18 protein-coding genes and 1 pseudogene are annotated in these 22,518 nt (G+C 59.9%); 10 read left to right on the forward strand and 9 right to left on the reverse strand.

All coding sequences use genetic code 11. The annotated features are described in order from the left end of the window. Nucleotides 1–184 precede the first annotated feature (184 nt). Nucleotides 185–2,326: a catalase HPII gene (katE, locus tag ACOYXE_RS22150; RefSeq protein WP_160060036.1), complete on the forward strand. Its 2,142-nt coding sequence runs from the start codon at nt 185–187 to the stop codon at nt 2,324–2,326. A 124-nt stretch (nt 2,327–2,450) separates the two neighbouring features. Here the strand turns inward: katE and ACOYXE_RS22155 are convergent, their stop codons facing one another. The 4 genes and pseudogenes from ACOYXE_RS22155 to ACOYXE_RS22170 all read right to left on the reverse strand — a co-directional run bounded on the left by ACOYXE_RS22155 (nt 2,451) and on the right by ACOYXE_RS22170 (nt 5,251). Further along, entirely contained in the window at nt 2,451–3,164 is a 714-nt protein-coding gene (locus ACOYXE_RS22155) for a PA5502 family lipoprotein (RefSeq protein WP_160054511.1), read from the reverse strand. A gap of 37 nt (nt 3,165–3,201) precedes the next feature. Then, nucleotides 3,202–3,991, reverse strand: a pseudogene (znuB, locus tag ACOYXE_RS22160) (zinc ABC transporter permease subunit ZnuB). Continuing rightward, nucleotides 3,984–4,769 carry a zinc ABC transporter ATP-binding protein ZnuC gene (gene znuC / locus ACOYXE_RS22165; RefSeq protein WP_008081224.1) on the reverse strand — a complete coding sequence of 262 codons (786 nt, stop codon included), beginning with the start codon at nt 4,767–4,769 and terminating at the stop codon, nt 3,984–3,986. Before znuC ends, znuB begins: the two are co-directional and overlap by 8 nt. Beyond that, complete coding sequence (locus ACOYXE_RS22170; protein WP_007911760.1) at nt 4,769–5,251, reverse strand: Fur family transcriptional regulator; 483 nt, start codon at nt 5,249–5,251, stop codon at nt 4,769–4,771. The genes znuC and ACOYXE_RS22170 overlap by 1 nt, the downstream gene beginning before the upstream one ends. A gap of 66 nt (nt 5,252–5,317) precedes the next feature. On the opposite strand from ACOYXE_RS22170, the gene ACOYXE_RS22175 reads away from it, so the two are divergent. Beyond that, a complete protein-coding gene (locus ACOYXE_RS22175) occupies nt 5,318–6,238 on the forward strand; it encodes a zinc ABC transporter substrate-binding protein (protein WP_460926639.1) in 921 nt (306 codons plus the stop codon). A 90-nt stretch (nt 6,239–6,328) separates the two neighbouring features. Here the strand turns inward: ACOYXE_RS22175 and ACOYXE_RS22180 are convergent, their stop codons facing one another. Together ACOYXE_RS22180 and ACOYXE_RS22185 are read right to left on the reverse strand one after the other, a co-directional pair. Next, nucleotides 6,329–7,282 (reverse strand): homoserine kinase, encoded by a 954-nt coding sequence (locus ACOYXE_RS22180; protein ID WP_460926641.1) that lies wholly within the window; start codon nt 7,280–7,282, stop codon nt 6,329–6,331. Between the two features lie 54 nt (nt 7,283–7,336). Next, nucleotides 7,337–7,627 carry a DUF2782 domain-containing protein gene (locus tag ACOYXE_RS22185; protein WP_064389732.1) on the reverse strand — a complete coding sequence of 97 codons (291 nt, stop codon included), beginning with the start codon at nt 7,625–7,627 and terminating at the stop codon, nt 7,337–7,339. 74 nt (nt 7,628–7,701) lie between these two features. Here ACOYXE_RS22185 and polA point away from each other — a divergent pair, with 74 nt between their 5' ends. Continuing rightward, complete coding sequence (gene polA / locus ACOYXE_RS22190; protein WP_405122581.1) at nt 7,702–10,506, forward strand: DNA polymerase I; 2,805 nt, start codon at nt 7,702–7,704, stop codon at nt 10,504–10,506. A 412-nt stretch (nt 10,507–10,918) separates the two neighbouring features. Here polA and yihA read toward each other — a convergent pair whose 3' ends face one another. Then, nucleotides 10,919–11,563 carry a ribosome biogenesis GTP-binding protein YihA/YsxC gene (yihA, locus tag ACOYXE_RS22195; protein ID WP_282356628.1) on the reverse strand — a complete coding sequence of 215 codons (645 nt, stop codon included), beginning with the start codon at nt 11,561–11,563 and terminating at the stop codon, nt 10,919–10,921. Between the two features lie 191 nt (nt 11,564–11,754). Between yihA and ACOYXE_RS22200 the strand changes: the two genes are divergently transcribed. From ACOYXE_RS22200 to ACOYXE_RS22230, 7 genes are all read left to right on the forward strand, one after another. After that, nucleotides 11,755–12,045 (forward strand): c-type cytochrome, encoded by a 291-nt coding sequence (locus ACOYXE_RS22200; protein ID WP_038365005.1) that lies wholly within the window; start codon nt 11,755–11,757, stop codon nt 12,043–12,045. Between the two features lie 43 nt (nt 12,046–12,088). Further along, nucleotides 12,089–12,700, forward strand: a complete 612-nt coding sequence (locus ACOYXE_RS22205) for a c-type cytochrome (protein WP_460926645.1) — start codon at nt 12,089–12,091, stop codon at nt 12,698–12,700. Nucleotides 12,701–12,966: 266 nt separating this feature from the next. Then, nucleotides 12,967–13,608, forward strand: a complete 642-nt coding sequence (locus ACOYXE_RS22210; protein ID WP_160054503.1) for a thiol:disulfide interchange protein DsbA/DsbL — start codon at nt 12,967–12,969, stop codon at nt 13,606–13,608. A gap of 14 nt (nt 13,609–13,622) precedes the next feature. Further along, nucleotides 13,623–14,501 carry an endonuclease/exonuclease/phosphatase family protein gene (locus tag ACOYXE_RS22215; RefSeq protein ID WP_007911779.1) on the forward strand — a complete coding sequence of 293 codons (879 nt, stop codon included), beginning with the start codon at nt 13,623–13,625 and terminating at the stop codon, nt 14,499–14,501. After that, on the forward strand, nt 14,498–16,555 hold the full coding sequence (locus tag ACOYXE_RS22220) for a GGDEF domain-containing protein (RefSeq protein WP_460926647.1): 2,058 nt from the start codon (nt 14,498–14,500) through the stop codon (nt 16,553–16,555). Before ACOYXE_RS22215 ends, ACOYXE_RS22220 begins: the two co-directional genes overlap by 4 nt. 101 nt (nt 16,556–16,656) lie before the next feature. Next, nucleotides 16,657–17,439 (forward strand): N-acetylmuramoyl-L-alanine amidase, encoded by a 783-nt coding sequence (locus ACOYXE_RS22225; RefSeq protein ID WP_460926649.1) that lies wholly within the window; start codon nt 16,657–16,659, stop codon nt 17,437–17,439. Between the two features lie 76 nt (nt 17,440–17,515). Next, a complete protein-coding gene (locus ACOYXE_RS22230; protein WP_174244487.1) occupies nt 17,516–19,129 on the forward strand; it encodes an EAL domain-containing protein in 1,614 nt (537 codons plus the stop codon). Here the strand turns inward: ACOYXE_RS22230 and ACOYXE_RS22235 are convergent. After that, the gene (locus ACOYXE_RS22235; protein WP_160054495.1) at nt 19,126–20,916 is read right to left on the reverse strand and encodes an ATP-binding protein; all 1,791 of its coding nucleotides are present in this window, start codon (nt 20,914–20,916) and stop codon (nt 19,126–19,128) included. The genes ACOYXE_RS22230 and ACOYXE_RS22235 overlap by 4 nt on opposite strands. A gap of 10 nt (nt 20,917–20,926) precedes the next feature. Beyond that, nucleotides 20,927–22,273 (reverse strand): sigma-54-dependent response regulator transcription factor AlgB, encoded by a 1,347-nt coding sequence (gene algB, locus ACOYXE_RS22240; protein ID WP_047297450.1) that lies wholly within the window; start codon nt 22,271–22,273, stop codon nt 20,927–20,929. Nucleotides 22,274–22,518 lie beyond the last annotated feature (245 nt).

Raw genomic sequence — 22,518 nt, forward strand, 5'->3', positions numbered from 1 at the left:
GTTCTTAGCATTTATTTCGCAATTAACCTTCGATTTGGCAATAACAAGATCAAAGGTCATAAAAAAGGAACGTCCAAAGCAGCCCATCAGTCACTAAGTAAGCGACTTGAAAACCCTGGGTGCCGTGCCCGGGAACCACTCAAGAGTCCCCGGCAAACCACGGGGTCAACCGAGGAGTTTACGACTGATGAGCAAGAAGCCTACGACCGATAAAAGCCAGATGGCCGGTACCGATGCCCCGGATCGTGCCAACACCAACGCCAAACTCGACAGCCTGGAAAAGTTTCGCTCCGATGCCACCGGCCAGGCGCTGCGCACCAACCAGGGCGTGAAGATCGCCGACAACCAGAACACCCTCAAGGCCGGCCCGCGTGGGCCGTCGCTGCTTGAAGACTTCATCATGCGGGAAAAGATCACGCATTTTGACCATGAGCGGATCCCGGAGCGCATCGTTCACGCCCGCGGCACCGGCGCGCATGGTTTCTTTCAGGCGTACGAGAACCATTCGACGCTGACCAAGGCCGGTTTCCTACAGGATCCGGGGAAAAAGACCCCGGTGTTCGTGCGCTTTTCCACCGTGCAGGGCCCGCGTGGCTCCGGCGACACCGTGCGTGACGTGCGTGGTTTCGCGGTGAAGTTCTTCACCGATGAAGGCAACTTCGACCTGGTCGGCAACAACATGCCGGTGTTTTTCATTCAGGACGCGATCAAGTTTCCCGATTTCGTCCACGCGGTGAAACCCGAGCCGCACAATGAAATTCCTACCGGCGGCTCGGCCCACGACACTTTCTGGGATTTCGTGTCCTTGGTGCCGGAGTCCGCGCACATGGTCATCTGGGCGATGTCCGACCGGGCGATCCCGAAAAGCCTGCGCAGCATGCAGGGCTTCGGCGTGCACACCTTCCGCCTGATCAACGCCGAGGGTAAATCGCGCTTCGTCAAATTCCACTGGCGCCCCACTGCCGGCACGTGCTCGCTGGTCTGGGACGAGGCGCAGAAGCTCGCCGGTAAAGACACCGACTACCATCGTCGCGACCTCTGGGAAGCGATCGAGATGGGCGATTACCCGGAATGGGAACTCGGCGTACAGGTCATCGAGGAGGAAAACGAGCACGACTTCGATTTCGACATCCTCGACCCGACCAAGCTGATCCCAGAAGAAATCGTGCCGATCACGCCGCTCGGCAAAATGACCCTGAACCGCAACCCGGACAATTTCTTTGCCGAGACCGAGCAGGTCGCGTTCTGCCCTGGCCACATCGTGCCGGGCATCGACTTCTCCAATGACCCGCTGCTGCAAGGCCGACTGTTTTCCTACACCGATACGCAAATCAGCCGACTCGGTGGGCCGAACTTTCATGAGCTGCCGATCAACCGCCCGGTCGCACCGTTTCATAACGGCCAGCGTGATGCCCAGCACCGCTCGGTGATCGACAAGGGGCGCGCTTCGTATGAGCCGAACTCGATTGATGGCGGCTGGCCGAAAGAAACCCCGCCGGCCGCGCAGGACGGTGGTTTCGAAAGTTATCCAGAGCGCATTGATGCGAACAAGATCCGCCAGCGCAGTGAGTCGTTCAGCGATCACTTCTCCCAAGCGACTCTGTTTTTCAACAGCATGAGCGATCACGAGAAGGAGCACATCATTGCCGCTTACAGCTTCGAGCTGGGCAAGGTTGAGCGCGAGTTCATCCGTGCGCGGGAAGTGAACGAGATTCTGGCCAACATCGATCTGGAACTGGCCAAGCGCGTGGCGGCTAATCTGGGTCTGCCTGCGCCGAGCAAAGGCACGGTGGATGTGCGCAAGGTGTCATTCGATCACTCGCCAGCACTGAGCCAGGCGAATCTGCTGCCGGAAAACATCAAGACACGAAAAGTGGCGATTCTTGCTGCTAACGGCGTCGATGGTGCAGCGATTGATGCGATGAAGAAGGCATTGGCGGCTGAAGGTGCGCATGCCAAGTTGCTGGGGCCGACTTCGGCGCCGGTGAAAACTGCGGACGGAAAAATGTTGCCTGTGGATGCTTCGATGGAAGGCATGCCGTCGGTTATTTTCGATGCGGTGTTTGTGCCGGGCGGTGCGGCGTCGGTGAAGGCGTTGAGCGGTGACGGCGTGGCGTTGCATTACCTGCTGGAGGCGTACAAGCATTTGAAGGCGATTGCGTTGCACGGGGATGCCAAGCAGTTGCAGGATCTGCTGAAACTGGAAGCGGATGCCGGGTTGTTGCAGGGCAAGGATGTACCGGCGCTAACCAAGCCGTTCTTTACGGCGATCGGGCAGCATCGGGTTTGGGATCGCGAGCCTAAGGCCAAGGCCATTCCAGCTTAAGATTTTTGCTGGCTGAGAGGACGCTTTCGCGAGCAGGCTCGCTCCCACATTGGGATTTTCAGTGAACACAATTCCTGTGATCGACGAAAATCTACTGTGGGAGCGAGCCTGCTCGCGAAGCTTTTTAGGGTTTACGCGGGCTCAGAACCATCTGCGCCGGCACTGTGCGCACGATTTGCTTCTCAATCTTCAGATCAAAATCCGGGTTCAGCTTCTTTACCCGTTTGGTCAGCAACGTCGACAACCATGGATAGTCATTCGTCCGTGGTGCCTGAATGGTCACCCCACACTCATAATTCACCACATCAGCAGCGATCGCATCCAGTTGACGGCGAAGTTTGCGACTATCGGTGATATTCAACGCAACCGTGGTGCTCTCTGCAGTCGGATCGATCACCTTGGCTTTCGGCTTCGCCTCGGCGGCCAGCAAGGCTGCTTCGGCCTTTTCCAGCTCAGCCTTGCGCGCTTCGGTGATGGCGCCGTTGACGCCACCGGTCAGCGCCGGCGCTTTGGGCATCAGCACGCGGGCACGGCTCAATGCTGTGGCGGCGGCATTCACATCACCCTTCTGCAACACGATCTGGCTGCGACGCAGATACGCTTCGGCAAGCTGCCGCTGGTACTGCTCAAGGGACTGATCGTTTGGGGCGTCTTTCTGCAAAGCAGCCAATTGGTCTTCAGCGGTGGCCAGTTCGCTGCTGGCCAGGCTTTGCTCCAGCTGTGCGATGGCCGTAGCCCGCGCATCGGGGGCTTCAACCACCGGTGGGGTACTTTGGCAGGCGCCCAGCAGCACTGAAAATGCGACAAGGAGCAGATAACGGGAGGCGAACGGCTTCATTCCTGCGACTCTCTATTTGCGCAAAAAGCGGCCAAGTCTACACCCCACGACGGGGCAGAACAAAACTCAGCAGAAACAGTGCGGCCGCCGTCACAACGATTGACGGGCCTCGCCGGGGTGTCCTGGAACCACGACAAGGCCAGCCCGCCACACACCGCGAGCATGCCCAGCAGGCTCGCGCCCAGTGCCATCTGCTCCGGCGAACGGGCGTGACGCTGTGCCGCAGCTGCCGGGATGATCAACAGTGAAGTAATCAGCAACACACCGACGATTTTCATCGCCACCGCGATCACCACCGCGATCAACAGCATCAGTGCCATGCGCAGGCCAGCGACCGGCAGGCCTTCGACTTTGGCCAACTCTTCGTGCACGGTAATCGCCAGCAATGGCCGCCACAGCGTCACCAGCAACACCAGCACCGCCGCGCTGCCGCCGAGGATCCACGCCAGATCAGTCGGGCTGATCGCCAGCAGGTCGCCGAACAGATAGGCCATCAGGTCGATCCGCACTTCATGCATGAAGCTTAGTACCACCAGACCGAGAGAGAGCGTGCTCGGTGCGAGAATTCCCAAAAGCGTGTCAGACGCCAGCGGTTGACGCTGTTGCAACGTGACCAGCAGCACCGCCAGCAACAGACAGCCTACGGTGACCGCAACGGTCGGGCTGACATCCAGCAAAAAGCCCAGCGCCACGCCGAGCAATGCGGCGTGGGACAGGGTATCGCCGAAATAGGCCATGCGCCGCCAGACCACGAACGAACCCAGCGGACCTGCAACGATCGCCAACGCCAGACCTGCAAGCAGGGCATACAACAGAAAATCAGCCATGCTTGCAGTTGTCTCCGTGAACGTGAGGCTGGCCAATGACCGGCCCTTTGACCACTGAACCGTGCAGGTCGTGAGCGTGGTCGTGATGATGGTGATAGACCGCCAGGCTCTGCGCGTTCTTGCCGAACAGCTCAACGAACGCCGGATCGCCACTGACCTGCTCGGGATGCCCGGAGCAGCAGACGTGACGGTTGAGGCAGACCACCTGATCGGTGGTGCTCATCACCAGATGCAAATCGTGGGACACCATCAACACGCCGCAACCATGGCGATCGCGCAGACGGGTGATCAGGCTGTACAACTCGGCTTGCCCGGCGACGTCGACGCCCTGCACCGGCTCGTCGAGCACCAGCAATTCCGGTTCGCGCAGCAGCGCCCGAGCGAGCAGTACGCGCTGCATTTCCCCCCCGGAAACGCTCTGCACCGGGCTGTCGATGACGTGTTCGGCGCCGACTTCTTTCAATGCCGCCAGCGCACGCGGACGGTCAACGCCCGGCACCAGCCGCAGAAAGCGCAGCACCGACAGCGGCAAGGTCGGATCGACGTGAAGTTTTTGCGGCATGTAGCCAACGCGCAGCTTCGGCTTGCGCCAGACGCTGCCGCTGTCTGGTTTCAACAGCCCGAGCACGGCGCGCACCAGCGTGGTCTTGCCAGCGCCGTTGGGACCGATCAGGGTGACGATCTGCCCCGGCTCGACACTCAGCTCGATGTTGTCCAGCACAGTCTGCCCGGCAAACGTGACGGCGACCTGCTCCAGACGGATCAGCGCATTGCTCATCAAGCCCCCTGGCAACCGGAGCACAGGCCGACGACTTCGACGGTCTGCGCTTCGACGATGAAACCGACGTCTTTGGCGCTGTTGATGATCGCGTCGCTGATCACTTTTTGTTCAAGTTCGATGGCAGCGTGACAGTCACGGCAGATCAGGAACTGGCCCTGATGCGCGTGTTCCGGGTGTACGCAGCCGACGAAGGCGTTCAGCGAAGAGATGCGATGCACCAGGCCGTTTTCCAGGAGGAAATCCAGCGCGCGGTACACGGTCGGCGGCGCGGCGCGGCGGCCGTCCTGCTCGCTCAGCACCGCGAGAATATCGTAGGCGCCCAGTGGCTTGTGGCTCTGCCATACCAATTCCAGCACCCGGCGGCGCAACGCGGTCAGGCGCAAGCCTTTCTGGGCGCACAAGGTATCGGCCTCGGACAAAGCGCTGTGTACGCAATGAGAGTGGTCGTGGGGACGGCTGGCAATCGGTGTAATAGGCATGGGCGGCGACGAGTTTTGATAGAGACGTTATTATGTTACCCGTTCTCGCCTCCTTGAGTGGTCATCGTGTCCCGACTTTTTTCTGTTTTTGTGGCTTTTGTCGCCAGTTTTCTGCTGATCGGTTCGGCTCAGGCCGAGGTCAAAGTCCTCACCAGCATCAAACCGTTGCAGCTGATTGCAGCGGCCGTGCAGGACGGCGTGGCGATTCCCGAAGTGCTGCTGCCGCCGGGTGCTTCGCCACACAATTACGCGCTGCGGCCATCCGACGTACGGAAGGTGCAGTCGGTGGATCTGCTCTACTGGATCGGCCCGGATATGGAAGGTTTCCTGCCGCGCGTGCTGAACGGTCGTACGCTGCCGAGCGTCGCCGTGCAGGATCTGCCAGGGATGAAACTGCGGCGTTTTGCCGAGGACAGCCATTCCCACACCGAAGACGCCGACGAGCATGATCACGATCACCGCCCGGGCACGCTGGATGCGCATTTGTGGTTATCGCCGGTGAATGCGCGGGTGATTGCCGACAAAATGGCCGCAGACCTCAGCGCCGCCGACCCGGCCAACGCCGCGCGCTATCAGAGCAACGCCAAGGCGTTCGACGAGCGTCTCGATGCACTGGATCAGCGTTTGAAGAAGCGTCTGGCCAGCGTTGAAGGCAAGCCGTACTTCGTCTTTCACGAGGCGTTTGATTATTTTGAAGAGGCTTATGGCCTGAAGCACACCGGCGTGTTCAGCGTTGCGGCGGAAGTGCAGCCGGGTGCGCAGCATGTTGCGGCGATGCGCAAGCGGTTGCAGGAAGTGGGCAAGACTTGCGTGTTCAGCGAGCCGCCGTTGCGCCCGCGTCTGGCCGAGACTTTGGTGGCCGGGCTGCCGGTGAAACTGGCTGAGCTGGATGCGTTGGGCGGGTACACCCCGGCGACGGCTCAGGGTTATGAGCAGGTTCTGGAAAAGCTCGGCAATGATCTGGCCGGGTGCCTGGAATCGTTGTAAGCCATAGAAAAAGATCGCAGCCTTCGGCAGCTCCTACAGGGGATTGATGTAAATCCTGTAGGAGATGCCGAAGGCTGCGATCTTTTGATCTTAAAGCGCGAAAGGCAAAGGTGTGTGCACCTGCTGCCGCTGCGCCAAGCGCTGCTCAAACTCCTGCGGATCGTGAATCAACACATCCTGCCCGGCGAACTGCTCCGCCGCGATCAATCGCGACAGCCAGAACCGCACACAGGCCACGCGCAGCATGGTCGGCCACAACTCGGCCTCCGCAGCCGTGAATGGCCGCAGCGCCGCGTAGGCGCCGAGAAACGCGCGGGCTCGCGGCCCATCGATCAAACCGTCCTCGTCCGAACACCAGTCATTCAAGGCAATCGCCACGTCATACAGCATCGGCCCCGAACAGGCGTTGTAGAAGTCGATCAGCCCGGTCAGGTGCGTGCCTTCGAACATCGCGTTATCGCGAAACAGGTCGGCATGAATGTTCGCCCGCGGCAGCGCGAGAATCTTGTCTTTGCGCTCGGTGATTTCATCCAGCGCCTTTTGCAGCAGCGCACGCGGTTCATCGCTCAGGTGCGAAAGAAACTCCGTACCCTCCTCCAGCATCCAGTCGAGGCCACGATCGGTCTTGCGCTTGATCATGCGCTCGCCCTGGGTCGCAAGGTGCAGATGCGCCTGCAACTCGCCGACCTGCGCGCAATGCTGAGCATTAGCGACCTTGATGTGCTTGCCGGACAGGCGCGGTTGCAACAGCGCCGGTTTGCCTTTCAGCTCACGCAGCGCCACGCCGTCGGTGGTGCGCAGTGCATACGGCACCGGCAAGTCGGCTTCATGCAGCACGTCGAGCAGCTCGATGAAGAACGGCATCTCCTGCACCGGACCGCGCTCAACCAGGGTCAGGACGAACTCGCCCTGCTCCAGGCTGATAAAGAAATTGGTGTTTTCGCTGCCGGCGGCGATCCCCTGGAAATCAAGCAGACGGCCAAGCCCGTAAGGGGCGAGAAAGGTTTCCAGCTCGGGCCGAGCCAGGGGAGTGAACACAGACATGTTTTAACTGCCAGTACGGGCGCCGCCAATTGCGGCGCCGAGTGAATTAAAAATCTACTTCCATTCGAAAATCTTCCACGACGGAATCAGCATATCCGGCTGATCCGAGCGGATGAAGTTTGCATCCGTCCCGTCTGCACGCACCAGAAAGTAGGGTGGTGCGCCCTTCGGCGTGACTTTGATCGCGTACAGGAACCCGTTTTGACGGTACTCCTGAATCGTCTTGTCGCCTTCCGTGCGAATGGTGACTTCAGGATCTCCCGACGGCGCATCATCCGCCGCCATCGCGGCCAACGGTGAGGCAGCAATCAGACCGACCAGCAGCAAGCGATTTAACGTACGCATGATAACCTTGTCCCTTTGTCGTCAACGGTCCCGCTATTCTAGCGCCGGACCCGCCGAAAAGGTTGATCCTGCTCATGAGCCAAGCCCCCCTCGTCCTGGTGGACGGTTCGTCTTACCTGTACCGCGCGTTTCACGCGCTGCCACCACTGACCACTTCCAAAGGCCTGCCGACCGGTGCGGTCAAAGGCGTGCTGAACATGCTCAAGAGTCTGCGCAAGCAGTACCCGGACAGCCCGTTCGCCGTGGTGTTCGACGCCAAGGGCGGGACATTTCGCGATGAGATGTACGCCGAATACAAAGCCAATCGCCCGAGCATGCCCGACGACATGCGCGTGCAGATCGAGCCGCTGCACCAGAGCGTGATCGCCCTCGGCTTCCCGCTGCTGTGCGTCGAAGGCGTCGAGGCTGACGACGTGATCGGCACCCTCGCCCGCAGCAGCGCGGCGGCGGATCGCCCGGTGGTGATCTCCACCGGCGACAAGGACATGGCGCAACTGGTCGACGGCCACATTACCTTGGTCAACACCATGTCCGGTAGCTCGATGGACGTCGAAGGCGTGAAGGAGAAATTCGGCGTCGCACCGGAGCAGATCATCGATTATCTGGCGCTGATGGGCGATTCGTCCGACAACATTCCGGGCGTTCCGGGCATTGGCCCGAAGACCGCTTCCGGCCTGCTGGTCGGCGTCAACGGCGGCTTGACCGAGCTGTACGCCAATCTCGACATCGTCCCGACCCTGCCGATTCGCGGCGCGAAAACCCTGCCGGCCAAGCTTGAAGAGCACAAGGAGATGGCGTTCCTCTCCTATCAACTGGCGACCATCAAGGTCGATGTGCCGCTGGACGTCGAACTCGATGACTTGCAGATGGGCGCGGAAGACCCGGCCAAGCTCTACGAGCTGTACTCGCTGCTGGAATTCAAAAGCTGGATCAACGATCTGGATCGCGACGCCAAACGTCTGGAATTGAGCGCAGGCAGCGAGCCTGCGCCGGCTGGCGATCTGTTCAGCGCACCAGCAGAAGAAGCGCCTGCCGTTCCTGCTGAAGCCGCTTACGAAACCATCCTAGATCAGGCGCGCTTCGACGTCTGGCTGGAAAAACTCAACAACGCCAAACTGTTCGCCTTCGACACCGAAACCACCGGCATCGACGCGCAGCAGGCGCAACTGGTCGGCCTGTCGTTCGCCGTGCAGGCCAACGAAGCCGCGTATATTCCGCTGACCCACTCCTACATCGGCGTGCCGGAGCAGTTGGATCGCGACACCGTGCTGCGCGCGCTCAAGCCGATTCTCGAAGACCCGAGCAAGCTGAAGGTCGGCCAGCACGCCAAGTTCGACATGAACATTTTGGCCAACTGCGCCATCGGTGGCGACCAGAACAACGGCATCACCGTGCGCGGCATCGCCTTCGACACGATGCTTGAGTCCTACGTGCTCAACTCCACCGCGACCCGCCACGACATGGACAGCCTCGCGCAAAAGTACCTGGATCACACCACCGTGAGCTTCCAGGACATCGCCGGCAAAGGCGCCAAGCAGCTGACCTTCGACCAGATCGCGCTGGAGCAGGCCGGGCCGTACGCCGCCGAAGACGCCGACATCACCCTGCGTCTGCACCAGACGCTGTTCGAAAAACTCAGCGCGATCCCGAGTCTGGCCAGCGTTTTGACCGACATCGAGATTCCGTTGGTGCCGGTGCTGGCGCGCATCGAACGCCAAGGCGCGTTTGTCGACGCTGAGCTGCTCGGCATCCAGAGCATCGAGCTGGGCAACAAAATGGTTGCGCTGGAGCGCGAAGCCTTCGAAATCGCCGGGGAAGAATTCAACCTCGGCTCGCCGAAGCAACTGGGCGTGATTCTCTACGAGAAACTCGGCCTGCCGGTGCTGAAGAAGACCGCCAAAGGTCAGCCGTCCACTGCTGAAGAAGTGCTGGCGAAACTTGCTGAAGACGATCACCGCTTGCCGAAGGTGCTGATGGAGCACCGCTCGATGAGCAAGCTGAAAAGCACCTACACCGATCGCCTGCCAGAGCAGATAAACCCGCGCACCGGGCGTATTCACACCTCGTATCACCAGGCCGTGGCGTCGACCGGGCGCTTGTCTTCCAGCGATCCGAACCTGCAGAACATCCCGGTGCGCACCGCTGAAGGTCGACGCATCCGTCAGGCGTTTGTAGCGCCAAAGGGCTACAAACTGCTGGCGGCGGACTATTCGCAAATCGAACTGCGGATCATGGCGCACCTGTCCAAAGATGAAGGCCTGATGAACGCCTTCCGCAACAATCTGGACGTGCACACCGCCACCGCTGCCGAAGTGTTCAAGGTCGAACTCAACGAGGTGACATCCGACCAGCGCCGTGGCGCCAAGGCGATCAACTTCGGCCTGATCTACGGCATGGGCGCGCAGAAACTCGGCAAGGACATCGGCGTAGACACCAAAACTGCCAAGGCTTACATCGACACCTACTTCGCCCGTTATCCGGGGGTTCGCGAGTACATGGATCGCACCCGCACGCAGGCGGCGGATCAGGGTTATGTCGAGACCTTCTTCGGTCGTCGCCTGTACCTGCCGGAAATCAACTCGAACAAGCCGCAGGAGCGCGCCGCCGCCGAACGCACGGCGATCAACGCGCCAATGCAAGGCACGGCCGCCGACATCATCAAGAAGGCCATGGTGGCTGTGGATAACTGGCTGGCGACGTCCGGACTGGACGCCAAAGTCATCCTGCAGGTACACGATGAATTGGTGCTGGAGGTTCGCGAGGATCTGGTCGAACAGGTCAGCGCCGAGATTCGCGTGCACATGAGCGAAGCGGCGAAGCTGGATGTGCCACTGCTGGTCGAAGTGGGCGTGGGCAACAATTGGGATGAGGCTCACTGAGCCATTTGAATACGGTTTTGCCGCGACATGACGTCGCGGCAGCCCCGGAAAATCTGCTTATTTCGAAAAGCGCTTGGGATTATTCCAAAGCTTTTTGAAAAAAATCTGAACTAATCTGGAAGGACACTACTCAGAGATACTGAATGGCTGGTGAAGCCCTTCGATGCTCCTATGTTGTGTTAAGTGTTGGCAGATATCTGAACCCCGCCCTAGCGGTTCGGAACTTAAACCCCGGAATTTCTCCCTCCCCAATGAAATCCGGGGCTTTTTTTGCCCAAAAATCGGCTGTAGCGCGGCCATGCTGCGTTAAAGGCGCTACTCAAAATGCTCATTTAGGTCCCCTAAACTCCGCTTTTGAGCATCACCTTTGCCTTGCCTGACCACACTACAACCAATTTTTCCCAATCCCGACTTACTCGGCTGCCGCCTCGGCGCCTTTGTCTGCCAGTTCCATCCAGCCGGCCAGTACAGTGTAGGCGTCTTCCAGGCCCATGCGTTTTGGTGCGGAGAACAGTTGGATGGTGACTTGATCGCCCCAGCCTTTGCGAATTTCCGACTGCACTTTGAGCAGGGTGTTTTTGGCTGCGCCGTAGGTCAGTTTGTCGGCCTTGGTCAGCAGGATGTGCATCGGCATGCCGGCCGCAACGGCCCAGTCGAGCATGAGCAGGTCGAAGTCGGTCATTGGATGACGGATGTCCATCATCAAAATCAAACCCTTCAAACTCTCGCGGCCACCGAGGTAAGCCTCAAGGTGACGCTGCCAGTGCATCTTCAGCGGGATCGGTACTTTTGCGTAACCATAGCCCGGCAGGTCGACCAGACGGCGATCTTCGTCTAGCTTGAAGAAGTTCAACAGCTGTGTGCGGCCCGGAGTTTTCGAGGTGCGCGCCAGGCTGGCGTGAGTCAAAGTGTTCAGCGCGCTGGATTTGCCGGCGTTGGAACGACCGGCAAACGCTACTTCGAAGCCTTCGTCGTCAGGGCATTGATCGACTTTGGCGGCACTGAGCATGAACGTGGACTGTTGGCACAGGCCGAGGATGGGATTCTTGAGTTGCATGGGATTTCCGATGTGGGCGGCGCCGGGATTGGGCGCGGAACGCGGTGTCGCTTCCGTTTCAGTGACGCCAGTATATAATGCCGCAGATTTTGTGTGTGCTTTGTCCCAGCGAAGGATGAAGTTCACGAGAGCGACAGACTTTGATTGCGCATTAGAACGCAGAACGCTCTCAACCCTGAAAAGGTCGTTTTATGACGAAATGGCTGCTGGCTGCCGGAGTCTTGATGCCGCTTTACAGCGCACAGGCTACACAGGATCCGGAAGCTGTGTACAACCGTGTTTGTGGTGCCTGTCATTCCGGCCAACTACCCATGGCGCCCAAAAGAGGCGATCAGGAAGCTTGGACGCCGAGGTTGGCGAAAGGTATGGGGACGCTGGTGCAACACGTGACCCAGGGTTTCAAGGCGATGCCGCCGCGTGGTTTGTGCATGGACTGCAGTGCCGAGGATTACCAAGCCATCATCCTTTGGATGAGCGAGTAAACCCGGTCCATAACTTAACCCTTAGCCGTAGTTGGATTAGCTGATGAACAAATTGATCGTGAGTCTGCTGTTGACCGTGGGAATCTCAGGCTTCGCCCATGCTGCCGGTGATGCCGCAGCGGGCCAGGCAAAAGCCGCCGTTTGCGGAGCCTGCCATGGCCCGGACGGCAACAGCATGGCGCCAAACTTTCCGAAACTGGCAGGTCAAGGTGAACGGTACCTGACCAAGCAACTGCACGACATCAAGTCGGGCAAGCGCACCGTTCTGGAAATGACCGGCCTGCTGACCAACCTGAGCGATCAGGATCTGGCCGACATCGCCGCCTACTTCGCCACCCAGAAGGGCAGTGTCGGCGCCGCCGATCCGAAGATCGTTGCACGCGGTGAGGCCCTGTTCCGTGGCGGCAACCTGGCCAACGGCCTGCCAGCTTGCACCGGCTGCCACTCACCGAACGGCGCCGGCAACGCGGCTGCCGGCTTTCCGCACCTGGGTGGCCAACACGCTCAATACATCGCCAAGCAGCTGACCGATTTCCGCAAGGAAGAAGGTGGCCGCACCAACGACGGCGACACCATGACCATGCAGACCATCGCCAAGCGCCTCAGCGACGAAGATATTGCGGCGGTCTCCAGCTACATTCAGGGTTTGCACTAAGCGCGCCGGATCGCGCGTTGAGCGAGGCTGAAGATCAAAAGATCGCAGCCTTCGGCAGCTCCTACAGGGGTGTTGCGTGATTCAATGCAGGAGTTGATATCTCCGGCAATGTTAACGCTCGATTAATCCGTCGCAGCAAGTATAAAAAGGGTGGCTTTGGCCGCCCTTTTTTGTGGCCGCTGCCGTTACACTACAGAACTCATGCCCGCCAGGATCTGTCTGAAAACAGGTCGCGCGAGGCGACCCAAATTGTCCAGGAGTAAAGCATGCGTAATCTGATCATCAGCGCCGCCCTCGTCGCTGCCAGCCTGTTCGGCGTGACCGCTCAAGCCGCCGAAGCCCCTGCCGCCCCTTACGTGGAACTGGCCAACCCGGTTCCGGTTGCAGAGCCTGGCAAGATCGAAGTGGTCGAGCTGTTCTGGTACGGCTGCCCGCACTGCTACGCTTTTGAGCCCGTGATCAACCCTTGGGTTGAGAAACTGCCGTCCGACGTCAACTTCGTACGTATTCCAGCCATGTTCGGCGGCCCATGGGACGCTCACGGTCAGATGTTCCTGACCCTCGAAGCCATGGGCGTCGAGCACAAGGTTCACAACGCCGTATTCGAAGCAATCCAGAAACAACACAAGAAGCTGACCGACAAGAACGACATGGCTGACTTCCTCGCCACCCAGGGCGTAGACAAGGACAAATTCCTCGCCACGTTCGACTCGTTCGCCATCAAAGGTCAGATCGTAAAAGCTCGCGAACTGGCCAAGAAGTATGAAATCACTGGAGTGCCAACCATGATCGTCAATGGCAAGTACCGCTTTGACATCGGCTCCGCCGGTGGTGCCGAACAAGCGCTGCAACTGGCTGACCAACTGGTCGCCAAAGAGCGAGCGGCAACCAAGGCTGCTGCCAACTAAGCGCGGCTACCGCCATGCGCCGCTGGAAGTCTGAACGCATCGTTGGCCTGCATGATCCGCAGGTCAACGAGCATCACCTGGAGTCCACGGGCCTGCCCGCAGACCAGCGTTTGCGTCTGCTCAGTTTCAATATCCAGGTCGGCATCAGCACCGAGCGCTATCGGCATTACCTGACCCGTAGCTGGCAGCACCTGCTGCCGCACAACGGCCGTTCAGGCAACCTGCAAAAGATCGGTGACTTGCTCGGCGACTTCGATCTGGTCGCTCTGCAGGAAGCCGATGGCGGCAGCTTGCGTTCGGGCTACGTCAATCAGGTGGAACATCTGGCCCAACTCGGCGCCTTCCCTTACTGGTATCAACAACTCAATCGCAACCTCGGCCGACTCGCTCAGCACAGCAATGGCGTGCTCAGTCGCCTGAAACCGTCGGCGATCGAAGATCACCCGCTGCCCGGCCCGAAAGGTCGCGGGGCGATTCTGCTGCGTTTCGGCGAAGGCCCGGAAGCGTTGGTGGTGGTAATGATGCACCTGGCCCTTGGTGCGCGAACACGCAGCCTGCAACTGGCCTATATTCGTGAGCTGATCGGTGGTTATAAACACCAGGTGTTGATGGGCGACATGAACACCCACGCCAGCGATCTGCTACAACACTCTCCGTTACGCGATCTCGGCCTACTGGCCCCGCAGGTGGAAGCGACTTTCCCCAGCTGGCGTCCTCAACGTTGCCTTGATCATATTTTGCTCAGCCCGACCCTGACCCTGGAAAAGGTCGAAGTGCTGGCCCAACCGATTTCCGATCACCTGCCGGTCGCGGTAGAGATTCGTCTGCCGGGTTCGCTCACGGCCGATGCATTGCCCGCGTTGAGTCCTGCCCCTCGCGGAACCCCTGAATGAGCGACGACGCCCAGCGCTGGAAAGAGAAGTACCTCAAAAGCATCGAACAGCAGGACAAACTCGAACGCCGCTGGGCCGCCAGGCTCGACTTGCTGCGTCGCGGTCTGGTGCGCAGCACACTGGCGGCTGAAGGTACCGACAAGGTCGTTGATCAGTGCATGAAAGAGATGCGCGACGTGGTGCGCACCGACGACATGGACGCCGGCCTGGCCGCCCTTTTGCCGCGCCTGGAAAAAGCCGTGCTCGATTCCGAGCAGCGCCGCGAAACCCGCATTGATCAAGTCAGCAGCGCGCTGACATCGCTGGTCACGCAGTTGCAGGCTTTGCCGCTGCCACGTGAAGTCGCCCAGCCCTTGAAGAAGTTCGCCAAACAACTGGATGGCCGCGTCGGCTCGGCGCGGGAAATGCCATTGCTGCTGAGTGAACTCAGCGGCTTGCAGGGTAAGGCGTTGAGTCAGCTGGAAACGCCCGCAGAGCCGGGTCGCCCGGGTCTGCTGCAACGGCTGTTTGGTAGCCGCGACAGCGAAGAAGCGCCAGCGACAGAATCACCCGCGCCGCCGCAACGGCTTGGCCCACCGGCGCCCGAACCAGAAGCCACACAGCCCGCCCCTGTCGCCGTGATCGAAGCCATGACGGCAGCGCCTGCCATCGAAGCAGTGGTGCCCGTCGAAACAACGACGCCAGCCACCCAGGCTCATTTGGAACCGGAACCGGCAGAGGTGGTTAACTTTGTACCACCCACGGTCGTCAGCAAAGTCAGCAGCCATCCGGTCGAACCGCAGGCTGAGCACATCAAGCTTGAGCCTGTTTTCACCCCGGCTCCTGCTCAGAATGAAATCGCGCCTGCCGCCATCAATCCTGATGAACTGACCCACCCCGGCGATCCGACTCCACTGATCCTCGACAGCCTGCCACTGCCCGAGCCAATTGCCCTGGCGCTGGCCGCCATCGACCCGGAGCAGCCCGAGCACGACATCCTGTTCGCCCTGCCAGACACCCCCGAGCCATCCTATAGCTCCGTGGCCAAACACATCGAAGACACCCTGATCGGGCTGCTCGACGACCTGACTCTGCCTGAACGTCACCGTCCACAAGCCGAAGCCATGCGTGAGCGGCTCAAACACGGTTTGAACTGGTACGAATTGATCCCGATCCTCGACGATCTTGCGACGTTGATGCTGGCGATCACCGACAGCGGTCAGCACGAATTCGAAGCCTATCTGCAACAGCTCAACGAACGCCTCGAAGCATTCCAGAGCAACCTGCAAGCGGCCAGCGAAGGCCATGCCGACAACAGCTCGGCGGCGCGGGCAATGGACACGCAGATCCGCGAGCAAGTCGACGGCCTGCAGACCAGCGTGCAGGAAGCAGCGGATCTGGAAGACCTCAAGCACGTGCTGGAGAACCATCTCGAAGGCCTGCTCGGCACCATGGATCAGCACCAGAAGCAGCGCGACGCCCGCGAGCAGGAAGTCGCCACGCGGCTGAAAAGCCTGTCAGAGCGCGTAGCGCATATGGAACAGGAAGCCCAAGGTTTCCGCGAACATCTTGAAGTACAAAGACAGAAAGCCTTGATCGATCCGCTCACCGGCCTGCCCAATCGCGCCGCGTGGAGCGAACGCCTCGAGCACGAAATCCAGCAGTGGCAACAACACGGCAACACCCTGAGCCTGGCCATGCTCGACCTCGATCACTTCAAACGGATCAACGACAACTACGGCCATCTGGCCGGCGACAAGGTGCTGAAAATCATCGCCACCGTGTTGCGCAAACGCCTGCGCGGCTCGGACTTCATTGCCCGTTTCGGCGGGGAAGAGTTCGTTCTGTTGATGCCGGCAACGCCGCCGGCAGTAGGCGCCAAACTGCTGGAGGCCCTGCGCGCAGCGATCGAAGCTTGCCCGTTTCACTTCAAGGGCGAGCGGGTGACGATCACCATTTCCATGGGACTGGCATCATTCCGCGCTGGAGAACACAGCGATCTGGTACTGAAAAGAGCCGATCAGGCGCTATACCGCGCTAAAAATGCAGGACGCAATCGGGTCGAGCTGGGCTGAGCAAATTGTTCCATTTTGTTTAAATCCGCCCACTGGCCGTCGAGACGCAAGGCAGTACGTTACACTGTTGCATTACTGTCTTGCGTGTACTGCCTTCTGCCATGAAATTCTTTGCCCTCCTCGCTTCGCTGCTCGTTCTGGCCGCTTGTTCCAGCAGCCCGCGTTACGACATCAGCCATCCTTCGGCCAATTACGACAGCCGTATCCAGTTCGTGATCGTGCATTACACGTCGGCCTCGCTGGAGCGCTCTCTGCAATTGCTGACCCACGGCGAGGTCAGCAGCCATTACCTGATCGGCGACGACAAGGGCGGCACCGTCTATAAACTGATGGATGAGAACCAGCGCGCCTGGCATGCCGGCGAAAGCCAATGGCAGGGCCGTACCTGGCTCAACTCCAGCTCGATCGGCATTGAAATCGTCAATCCAGGCTTCAAAGACACGCCGACCGGGCGTCTGTGGTATCCGTACAGCGAAGCGCAGATCCAATCGTTGATCGTCCTGCTCAAGGACATCAGCAAGCGCAACGGCGTCAGCCCGCGGCACATCATCGGCCACAGCGACATCGCACCACTGCGCAAACTCGATCCGGGCCCATTGTTCCCGTGGAAGCGCCTCGCTGCCGAAGGCCTGGGCATATGGCCGAACGAACAGGCGGTTGCGCGTCAGCAGATGCTGTTCAACAGCAGCGAGCTGCCAAGCATCAGCTGGTTCCAGGCGCAATTGGCGCACTTGGGTTATGACACACCACAGACCGGCGAGCTGGACGTCGCCACGCGCCATGTCCTCGCCGCGTTCCAGATGCACTTCCGGCCCTCGCGCTTCAACGGCACGCCGGATGCGCAAACGGCAGCGTTGTTGCTGGTACTTAACCAGACAAAATAATGACGCCCGCCCGACGGTTAGGGCGAAATCGCAATCAGCAGCTATAACTCATTGGTAATTCTTCGGATATTCCATGATGGTTGCTACCCGAGAGACGCTGCGTAGCTGGTTTTATCGCCCGTGGTTTTTGGCGATGATCGCGGCTGTCCTCAGTGCCTGCCTGCTGATCGCCGGCGGAATGTTCGTGGCAATGCGACAGGTCGAGCAAAGCGAAAGTCAGGAAATGAACGCGCAAGGCGAACGTTTCCTCGCCCGCCTCGAACAATTGTTCGGCCAGTTACGCGAAAGTCTTGACGATCTCGAAGCGCAGCCATTGCGCAGTTGTGACGATGAAATGATCGCGACCCTGCAGCAAGTCACCTTTAACTATCGCTTCGTCTACGAAGCGGCTTACATGGACGCCACGCGGATCTGCTCCAACCGCCCACGTCAGGAAGGCGTGTCGGTAGTACGGGCGCCGGATATCAGAGGGCCGACTTACAGCTATTGGCTCAATACCACCACCGAACCCGATGAAAACCGCGCCGCGCTGATGCTGGGCCGCGGCAATTTTCGTGTGGCCACATCACGTGGGCATCTGACCGACATGGTCGATCTGTCGCCCGGCAGCAGCCTTTTGGTGGTTCTCGATCACGGCACCCGGGCGATCCCGGTCCTCGGTACGGCGCAGGCCTGGCCACCGACCGAACATTGGCCACCGAAAAGCCGCGAGTCATTACAAGTCACTCAGACTCGGCTGATCTACCGCATGCCCACCAACAACCCGGAATATCAACTGGTGCTGATCACGCCGCGCACCGGCATGCACATCCCTGCGATCTGGTGGTGGATGGTTCCGGCCTGTCTAGTGCTCGGCGCATTCCTAGGGTTCTTTGTGTTCTTGCTGGTGCGCCAGCGCCAGTCACTGGACGCCGAACTCAATGGCGCCATTCGCCGGGGCGAGCTACAGGTGCTCTACCAGCCGATCTTCGACCTCGACAGCCGCAACTGCGTCGGCGCCGAAGCGCTGCTGCGCTGGCGCCGCCCCGACGGCACACTGACCAGCCCGGACCTGTTCATCCCCATGGCGGAAAATACCGGGCAGATTCGGCAGATGACCGACTTTGTCCTCCAGCGTTTGCTGGAGCAACTGGGTCCGGTGCTGCGAGCCAATCCGCAACTGTATATCTCGGTCAACCTGGCTGCCTGCGACGTGATGGTGCCGCGCATCGGCCAGGTCATGGCGCGGCTGCTAACGCTCCATCGTGTAGCCGCGCGGCAGATAGCCTTCGAGGTCACTGAGCGTGGCTTGATTGACGTGGTGGTGGCGCGGGAAAACCTGCAAGCCTTGCGCGATGTCGGCCATCAGGTGTTGATCGACGACTTCGGCACCGGCTATTGCAGCCTCGCCTACCTGCAAACCTTGCCGGTGGACTGCCTGAAGATCGACAAAGCGTTTATTGATGCACTGGGTCATGACGCCGCCAGCAGCGGCGTCGCTCCGCACATCATTCACATGGCCCAGGCGCTGGATCTGAAGGTGATTGCCGAAGGCATCGAACTGGAATCACAGGCTGAGCTGCTCAGTAGCGAAGGCGTGAAATTCGGTCAAGGCTGGTTGTTCGCCCATGCGCTGAGCGCGGTGCAGTTCATCGAACTGATCACCCGTGGCCGACGCCTCGCGGGAAGGCGTATGGACGACGAAGCCTAAACCGCGAGCGCCATATAGAACTGCGTGCCCTGCCCCGGCCGCGAATAAACCCCCATGCGTCCGCCATGCAGCTGGACGATTTCCTTGCACAGCGCCAGACCCAGTCCAGCGCCGCCCTTCTTGCGCCCGACCTGCACGAACGGCTCGAAGATTCGCCCTTGCTGGCCGTAGGCAATGCCTTCACCGTTGTCTTCGACGCTGATTATCACCCGCTCGCCATGCCGACGTGCCTGCAAGCGAATCTGACCGTCGCGGGCGGTATGGCGCAGGGCGTTGTCGATCAGGTTGTCGAGCACGCGATCGAGTTGCGCCTGATCAGCCTGCAAACGTGGCAGCGGCGCCTGTACTTCGACATTCAGGGCGATGCCCTTGGCCGCCGCCGAATCGGCAAAGCGCAGCTGCGCCTGCTCCAGCAAGTCTTCGATGGAGCATGGCGCCAATGTGAGTTTCTGCAGGCCATTCTGATAACGCGAGAAGTTAAGCAAGTCATTGATCAACTGCATCAGGCGCTGCATTTCCTCATTCACGGTGTCGAGCAGATCAGCCTCGCGCGACTCCGCTGGAAACTTCGCTCGCTCGCGGAACAAACCGAAGGCCATGTGCATGCCGGTAACCGGCGTGCGTAGCTCATGTGAAGCGCGCAGCACGAATTCACTGCGCACCCGTTCGAAGGCACGCTGCTCGGTGACATCGTGCAGCACCATCACCGCGCCGAGAATATGCCCTTGGGTATGACTGACCGGCGTCAGGCTGTAGGTCAGCAGGCGTGATTCGCCGTCAACCTCAATACTCAAATCTTCCGGCGCCCGCTCCAGCGTGCCGCCGCGCAGCACCAGTTGCAGCTGCGCATCCAGCTCTGGTCGTTCCAGCGCCGTGCCCAGTCCCTGGCCGAGACGATCATCGTCCCAACCCAACTGCCGCTGAGCGACGGGATTGAGGTGCTCCAGATTCCCCTGGCGGTCGATCATCAGCAAGCCGTCATCGATGCTGTCGAGTACCGCTTGCAAGCGTTGCTGGCCGGCGAGCAATTCATCGACGTTGGTCGCCTGATGTTCGCGCAGTGCCTCAGCCATCATGCCGAAACGCTTGGTCAGCTGATTCATTTCCATCGCCGACGAAATCGGCAGGGTCACTTCAAAATTGCCTTGGCCGATATTGTCCGCCGCTTGCGCCAGCGCCTCGATCGGCGCGCCAAAACGCCTGGCAATCCCGTGGGCCGTGATGAAACCGATGATCAGCACCGCCAATCCGACAAATCCAAGCAGACCCGCAATCAACAAGGCACGGTCACGCGCCTCACGCTGTACCGCGTTGATGTTATCCAGTGCATGCTTGTGTTCGGTGATCAGTCCGTTGCGCAACGTATTGAAGCGCTCCCTGAAGTCAGCGCTGCTGCTTATGGAGCCGGCCGGGTCACGCGACAAATCGAAAGCTTCCAGGAAGCTCAGATAATCCGCTTTTGCCCGACTGAAGCCGTATAGCCGACCATCGCCCTCTTGCTCTTGGGCGATGCCTTGGTCCAGCAACTCGAAGTAATGCTGTTTCGACGCTTCGAACGCCACGGGATCAGGCTTTTCGGCCAGCATGATGATCAGTTGATCACCCAGCGTCTGCCGCAACTTGAGCCCCAGATCCAGAGTGACGAAGTTGCTGCGCACCAAAGCTTCTTGAGTGCCGGCCATCTGCATCACGCTGACCAGCCCGAGCAACAGCCCGAGCAAGGCCACCGTGATCAAGGCGGAAATACTCAGGAACAACCGCGTGCGCAACTTCATCGCCAGTTTCATCGCCCGGCGCTCACAGGTTGTACTGCTTGCGCTTGCGATACAGGGTCGAGGCGTCGATGCCCAGGGTTTTCGCCGCTTGATCCAGCGTGCCGGCGGTGGCGAGCACCGCGCCGATATGGGCTTTTTCCAACTCGTCGAGACTCAGCGCCGCACCGACTCTTGGCGCATTGTTGGCCGGTTGTTCGGCCATGCCGAGGTGGCTGATTTCCACGCGTTCCTGCGGGCAGATGATGCTCGCCCGCTCAACCACGTTACGCAGCTCACGAATGTTGCCCGGCCAGCGGTAGCCCAGCAGCGCCTCGCGAGCCTCGTCGCTGAAGCCCCGTGCCGGACGTGCGTACTCTTTAACGAAGCGAGCGAGGAAGCGATCAGCCAAAGTCAGAATGTCTTCGGCGCGCTCACGCAGTGGCGGCAAGTGCAGGGTGATGACGTTCAAGCGATAGAGCAGGTCTTCACGGAAACGCCCGTCACGGACCATGTCTTCCAGGTTGAGGTTGGTCGCAGCCAGAATGCGTACGTCAGCGCGACGGGTGACTGGATCCCCTACCCGCTCATATTCCTTGTCTTGAATGAAACGCAGCAACTTGGGTTGCAATGTCAGGGGAAAATCGCCGATCTCGTCGAGAAACAGCGTACCGCCGTCGGCCTGATTAACCCGGCCCAGCGTGCTTTCACTGGCGCCGGTAAACGCACCGCGACTGTGGCCGAACAGCTCGCTTTCCATCAGTTCGGCGGTCAACGACGGGCAGTTGATGGTCACGCAGGATTTCTTCTCACGTTTGCTCCAGCCATGAATCGCTCGGGCCAGCTCACCTTTACCGGTACCGGACTCGCCGAGGATAAGAATGTTGGCGTCGGTGCCGGCGACCTGGCGGGCGGTTTCCAATACGACTTTCATCGCCGGGCTGTGGGAATCGAGCCCGTCCTTCGGTTTGCGGATCTCGCCTTCCAGCGCTTCGAGGCGCGCTGACAGTTGGCGCACTTCCAGTTGCTTGGCGGTGGCCAAACGCAACTGATCCGGGCTGCACGGCTTGACCAGATAGTCGGCGGCGCCCGCCTGGATCGCATCGACGGCGGTATCGACAGCCGAATGCGCGGTGACGATGACCACGCGCATCCACGGCGCCTGAATGCGCATCTGCGCCAGCACGTCGAGACCGTTGTCTTCGCCCAGGCGCAAATCAAGGAAGCACAGGTCGAAGACCTGGCGCTGCAACAATGCCTCGGCCTGAGCCGCGCTGTTGGCGGTGGCCACCGTATAGCCCTCGTCTTCGAGGCAATAACGGAAAGTACGCAGGATGGCGGATTCGTCGTCCACCAGCAGAATGCGGCCTTGATGCTCAGTGGCAGATTCCATTTTTCCTACGCTCCATAGTGATTGGTCTTGGGTTAGTCCCGGAAAAATCGGGCAAGTTGCATGGTTGATTCTGAACGATGCCAGCCATAGGAGGGTAGCTCTCTCCTGCCTTTACAGCCAAGTTGTTGGTTTTGCTGGTTTTTTAAACAAATTCAGATTTGCAGGGCATTCCCTGCGTACTTTTCTGACATCTACGCCCTGCTCTCAATTCCATAAGAATGAAATCTCCTACGAAAAAATCGTGC

The sequence above is a fragment of the Pseudomonas sp. MC6 genome, from assembly GCF_054790575.1.

Bases quoted from the DNA above. Each gene is read 5' to 3' on its own strand.
- polA (WP_405122581.1), top strand. From the start codon at position 7,702: ATGAGCCAAGCCCCCCTCGTCCTGGTGGACGGTTCGTCTTACCTGTAC.
- algB (WP_047297450.1), bottom strand. From the start codon at position 22,273: ATGGAATCTGCCACTGAGCATCAAGGCCGCATTCTGCTGGTGGACGAC.
- ACOYXE_RS22225 (WP_460926649.1), top strand. From the start codon at position 16,657: ATGAAATTCTTTGCCCTCCTCGCTTCGCTGCTCGTTCTGGCCGCTTGT.
- ACOYXE_RS22220 (WP_460926647.1), top strand. From the start codon at position 14,498: ATGAGCGACGACGCCCAGCGCTGGAAAGAGAAGTACCTCAAAAGCATC.
- ACOYXE_RS22205 (WP_460926645.1), top strand. From the start codon at position 12,089: ATGAACAAATTGATCGTGAGTCTGCTGTTGACCGTGGGAATCTCAGGC.
- ACOYXE_RS22200 (WP_038365005.1), top strand. From the start codon at position 11,755: ATGACGAAATGGCTGCTGGCTGCCGGAGTCTTGATGCCGCTTTACAGC.
- znuC (WP_008081224.1), bottom strand. From the start codon at position 4,769: ATGAGCAATGCGCTGATCCGTCTGGAGCAGGTCGCCGTCACGTTTGCC.
- ACOYXE_RS22215 (WP_007911779.1), top strand. From the start codon at position 13,623: ATGCGCCGCTGGAAGTCTGAACGCATCGTTGGCCTGCATGATCCGCAG.
- ACOYXE_RS22235 (WP_160054495.1), bottom strand. From the start codon at position 20,916: ATGAAACTGGCGATGAAGTTGCGCACGCGGTTGTTCCTGAGTATTTCC.
- ACOYXE_RS22230 (WP_174244487.1), top strand. From the start codon at position 17,516: ATGGTTGCTACCCGAGAGACGCTGCGTAGCTGGTTTTATCGCCCGTGG.
- ACOYXE_RS22155 (WP_160054511.1), bottom strand. From the start codon at position 3,164: ATGAAGCCGTTCGCCTCCCGTTATCTGCTCCTTGTCGCATTTTCAGTG.
- ACOYXE_RS22185 (WP_064389732.1), bottom strand. From the start codon at position 7,627: ATGCGTACGTTAAATCGCTTGCTGCTGGTCGGTCTGATTGCTGCCTCA.
- yihA (WP_282356628.1), bottom strand. From the start codon at position 11,563: ATGCAACTCAAGAATCCCATCCTCGGCCTGTGCCAACAGTCCACGTTC.
- ACOYXE_RS22210 (WP_160054503.1), top strand. From the start codon at position 12,967: ATGCGTAATCTGATCATCAGCGCCGCCCTCGTCGCTGCCAGCCTGTTC.
- ACOYXE_RS22180 (WP_460926641.1), bottom strand. From the start codon at position 7,282: ATGTCTGTGTTCACTCCCCTGGCTCGGCCCGAGCTGGAAACCTTTCTC.
- ACOYXE_RS22170 (WP_007911760.1), bottom strand. From the start codon at position 5,251: ATGCCTATTACACCGATTGCCAGCCGTCCCCACGACCACTCTCATTGC.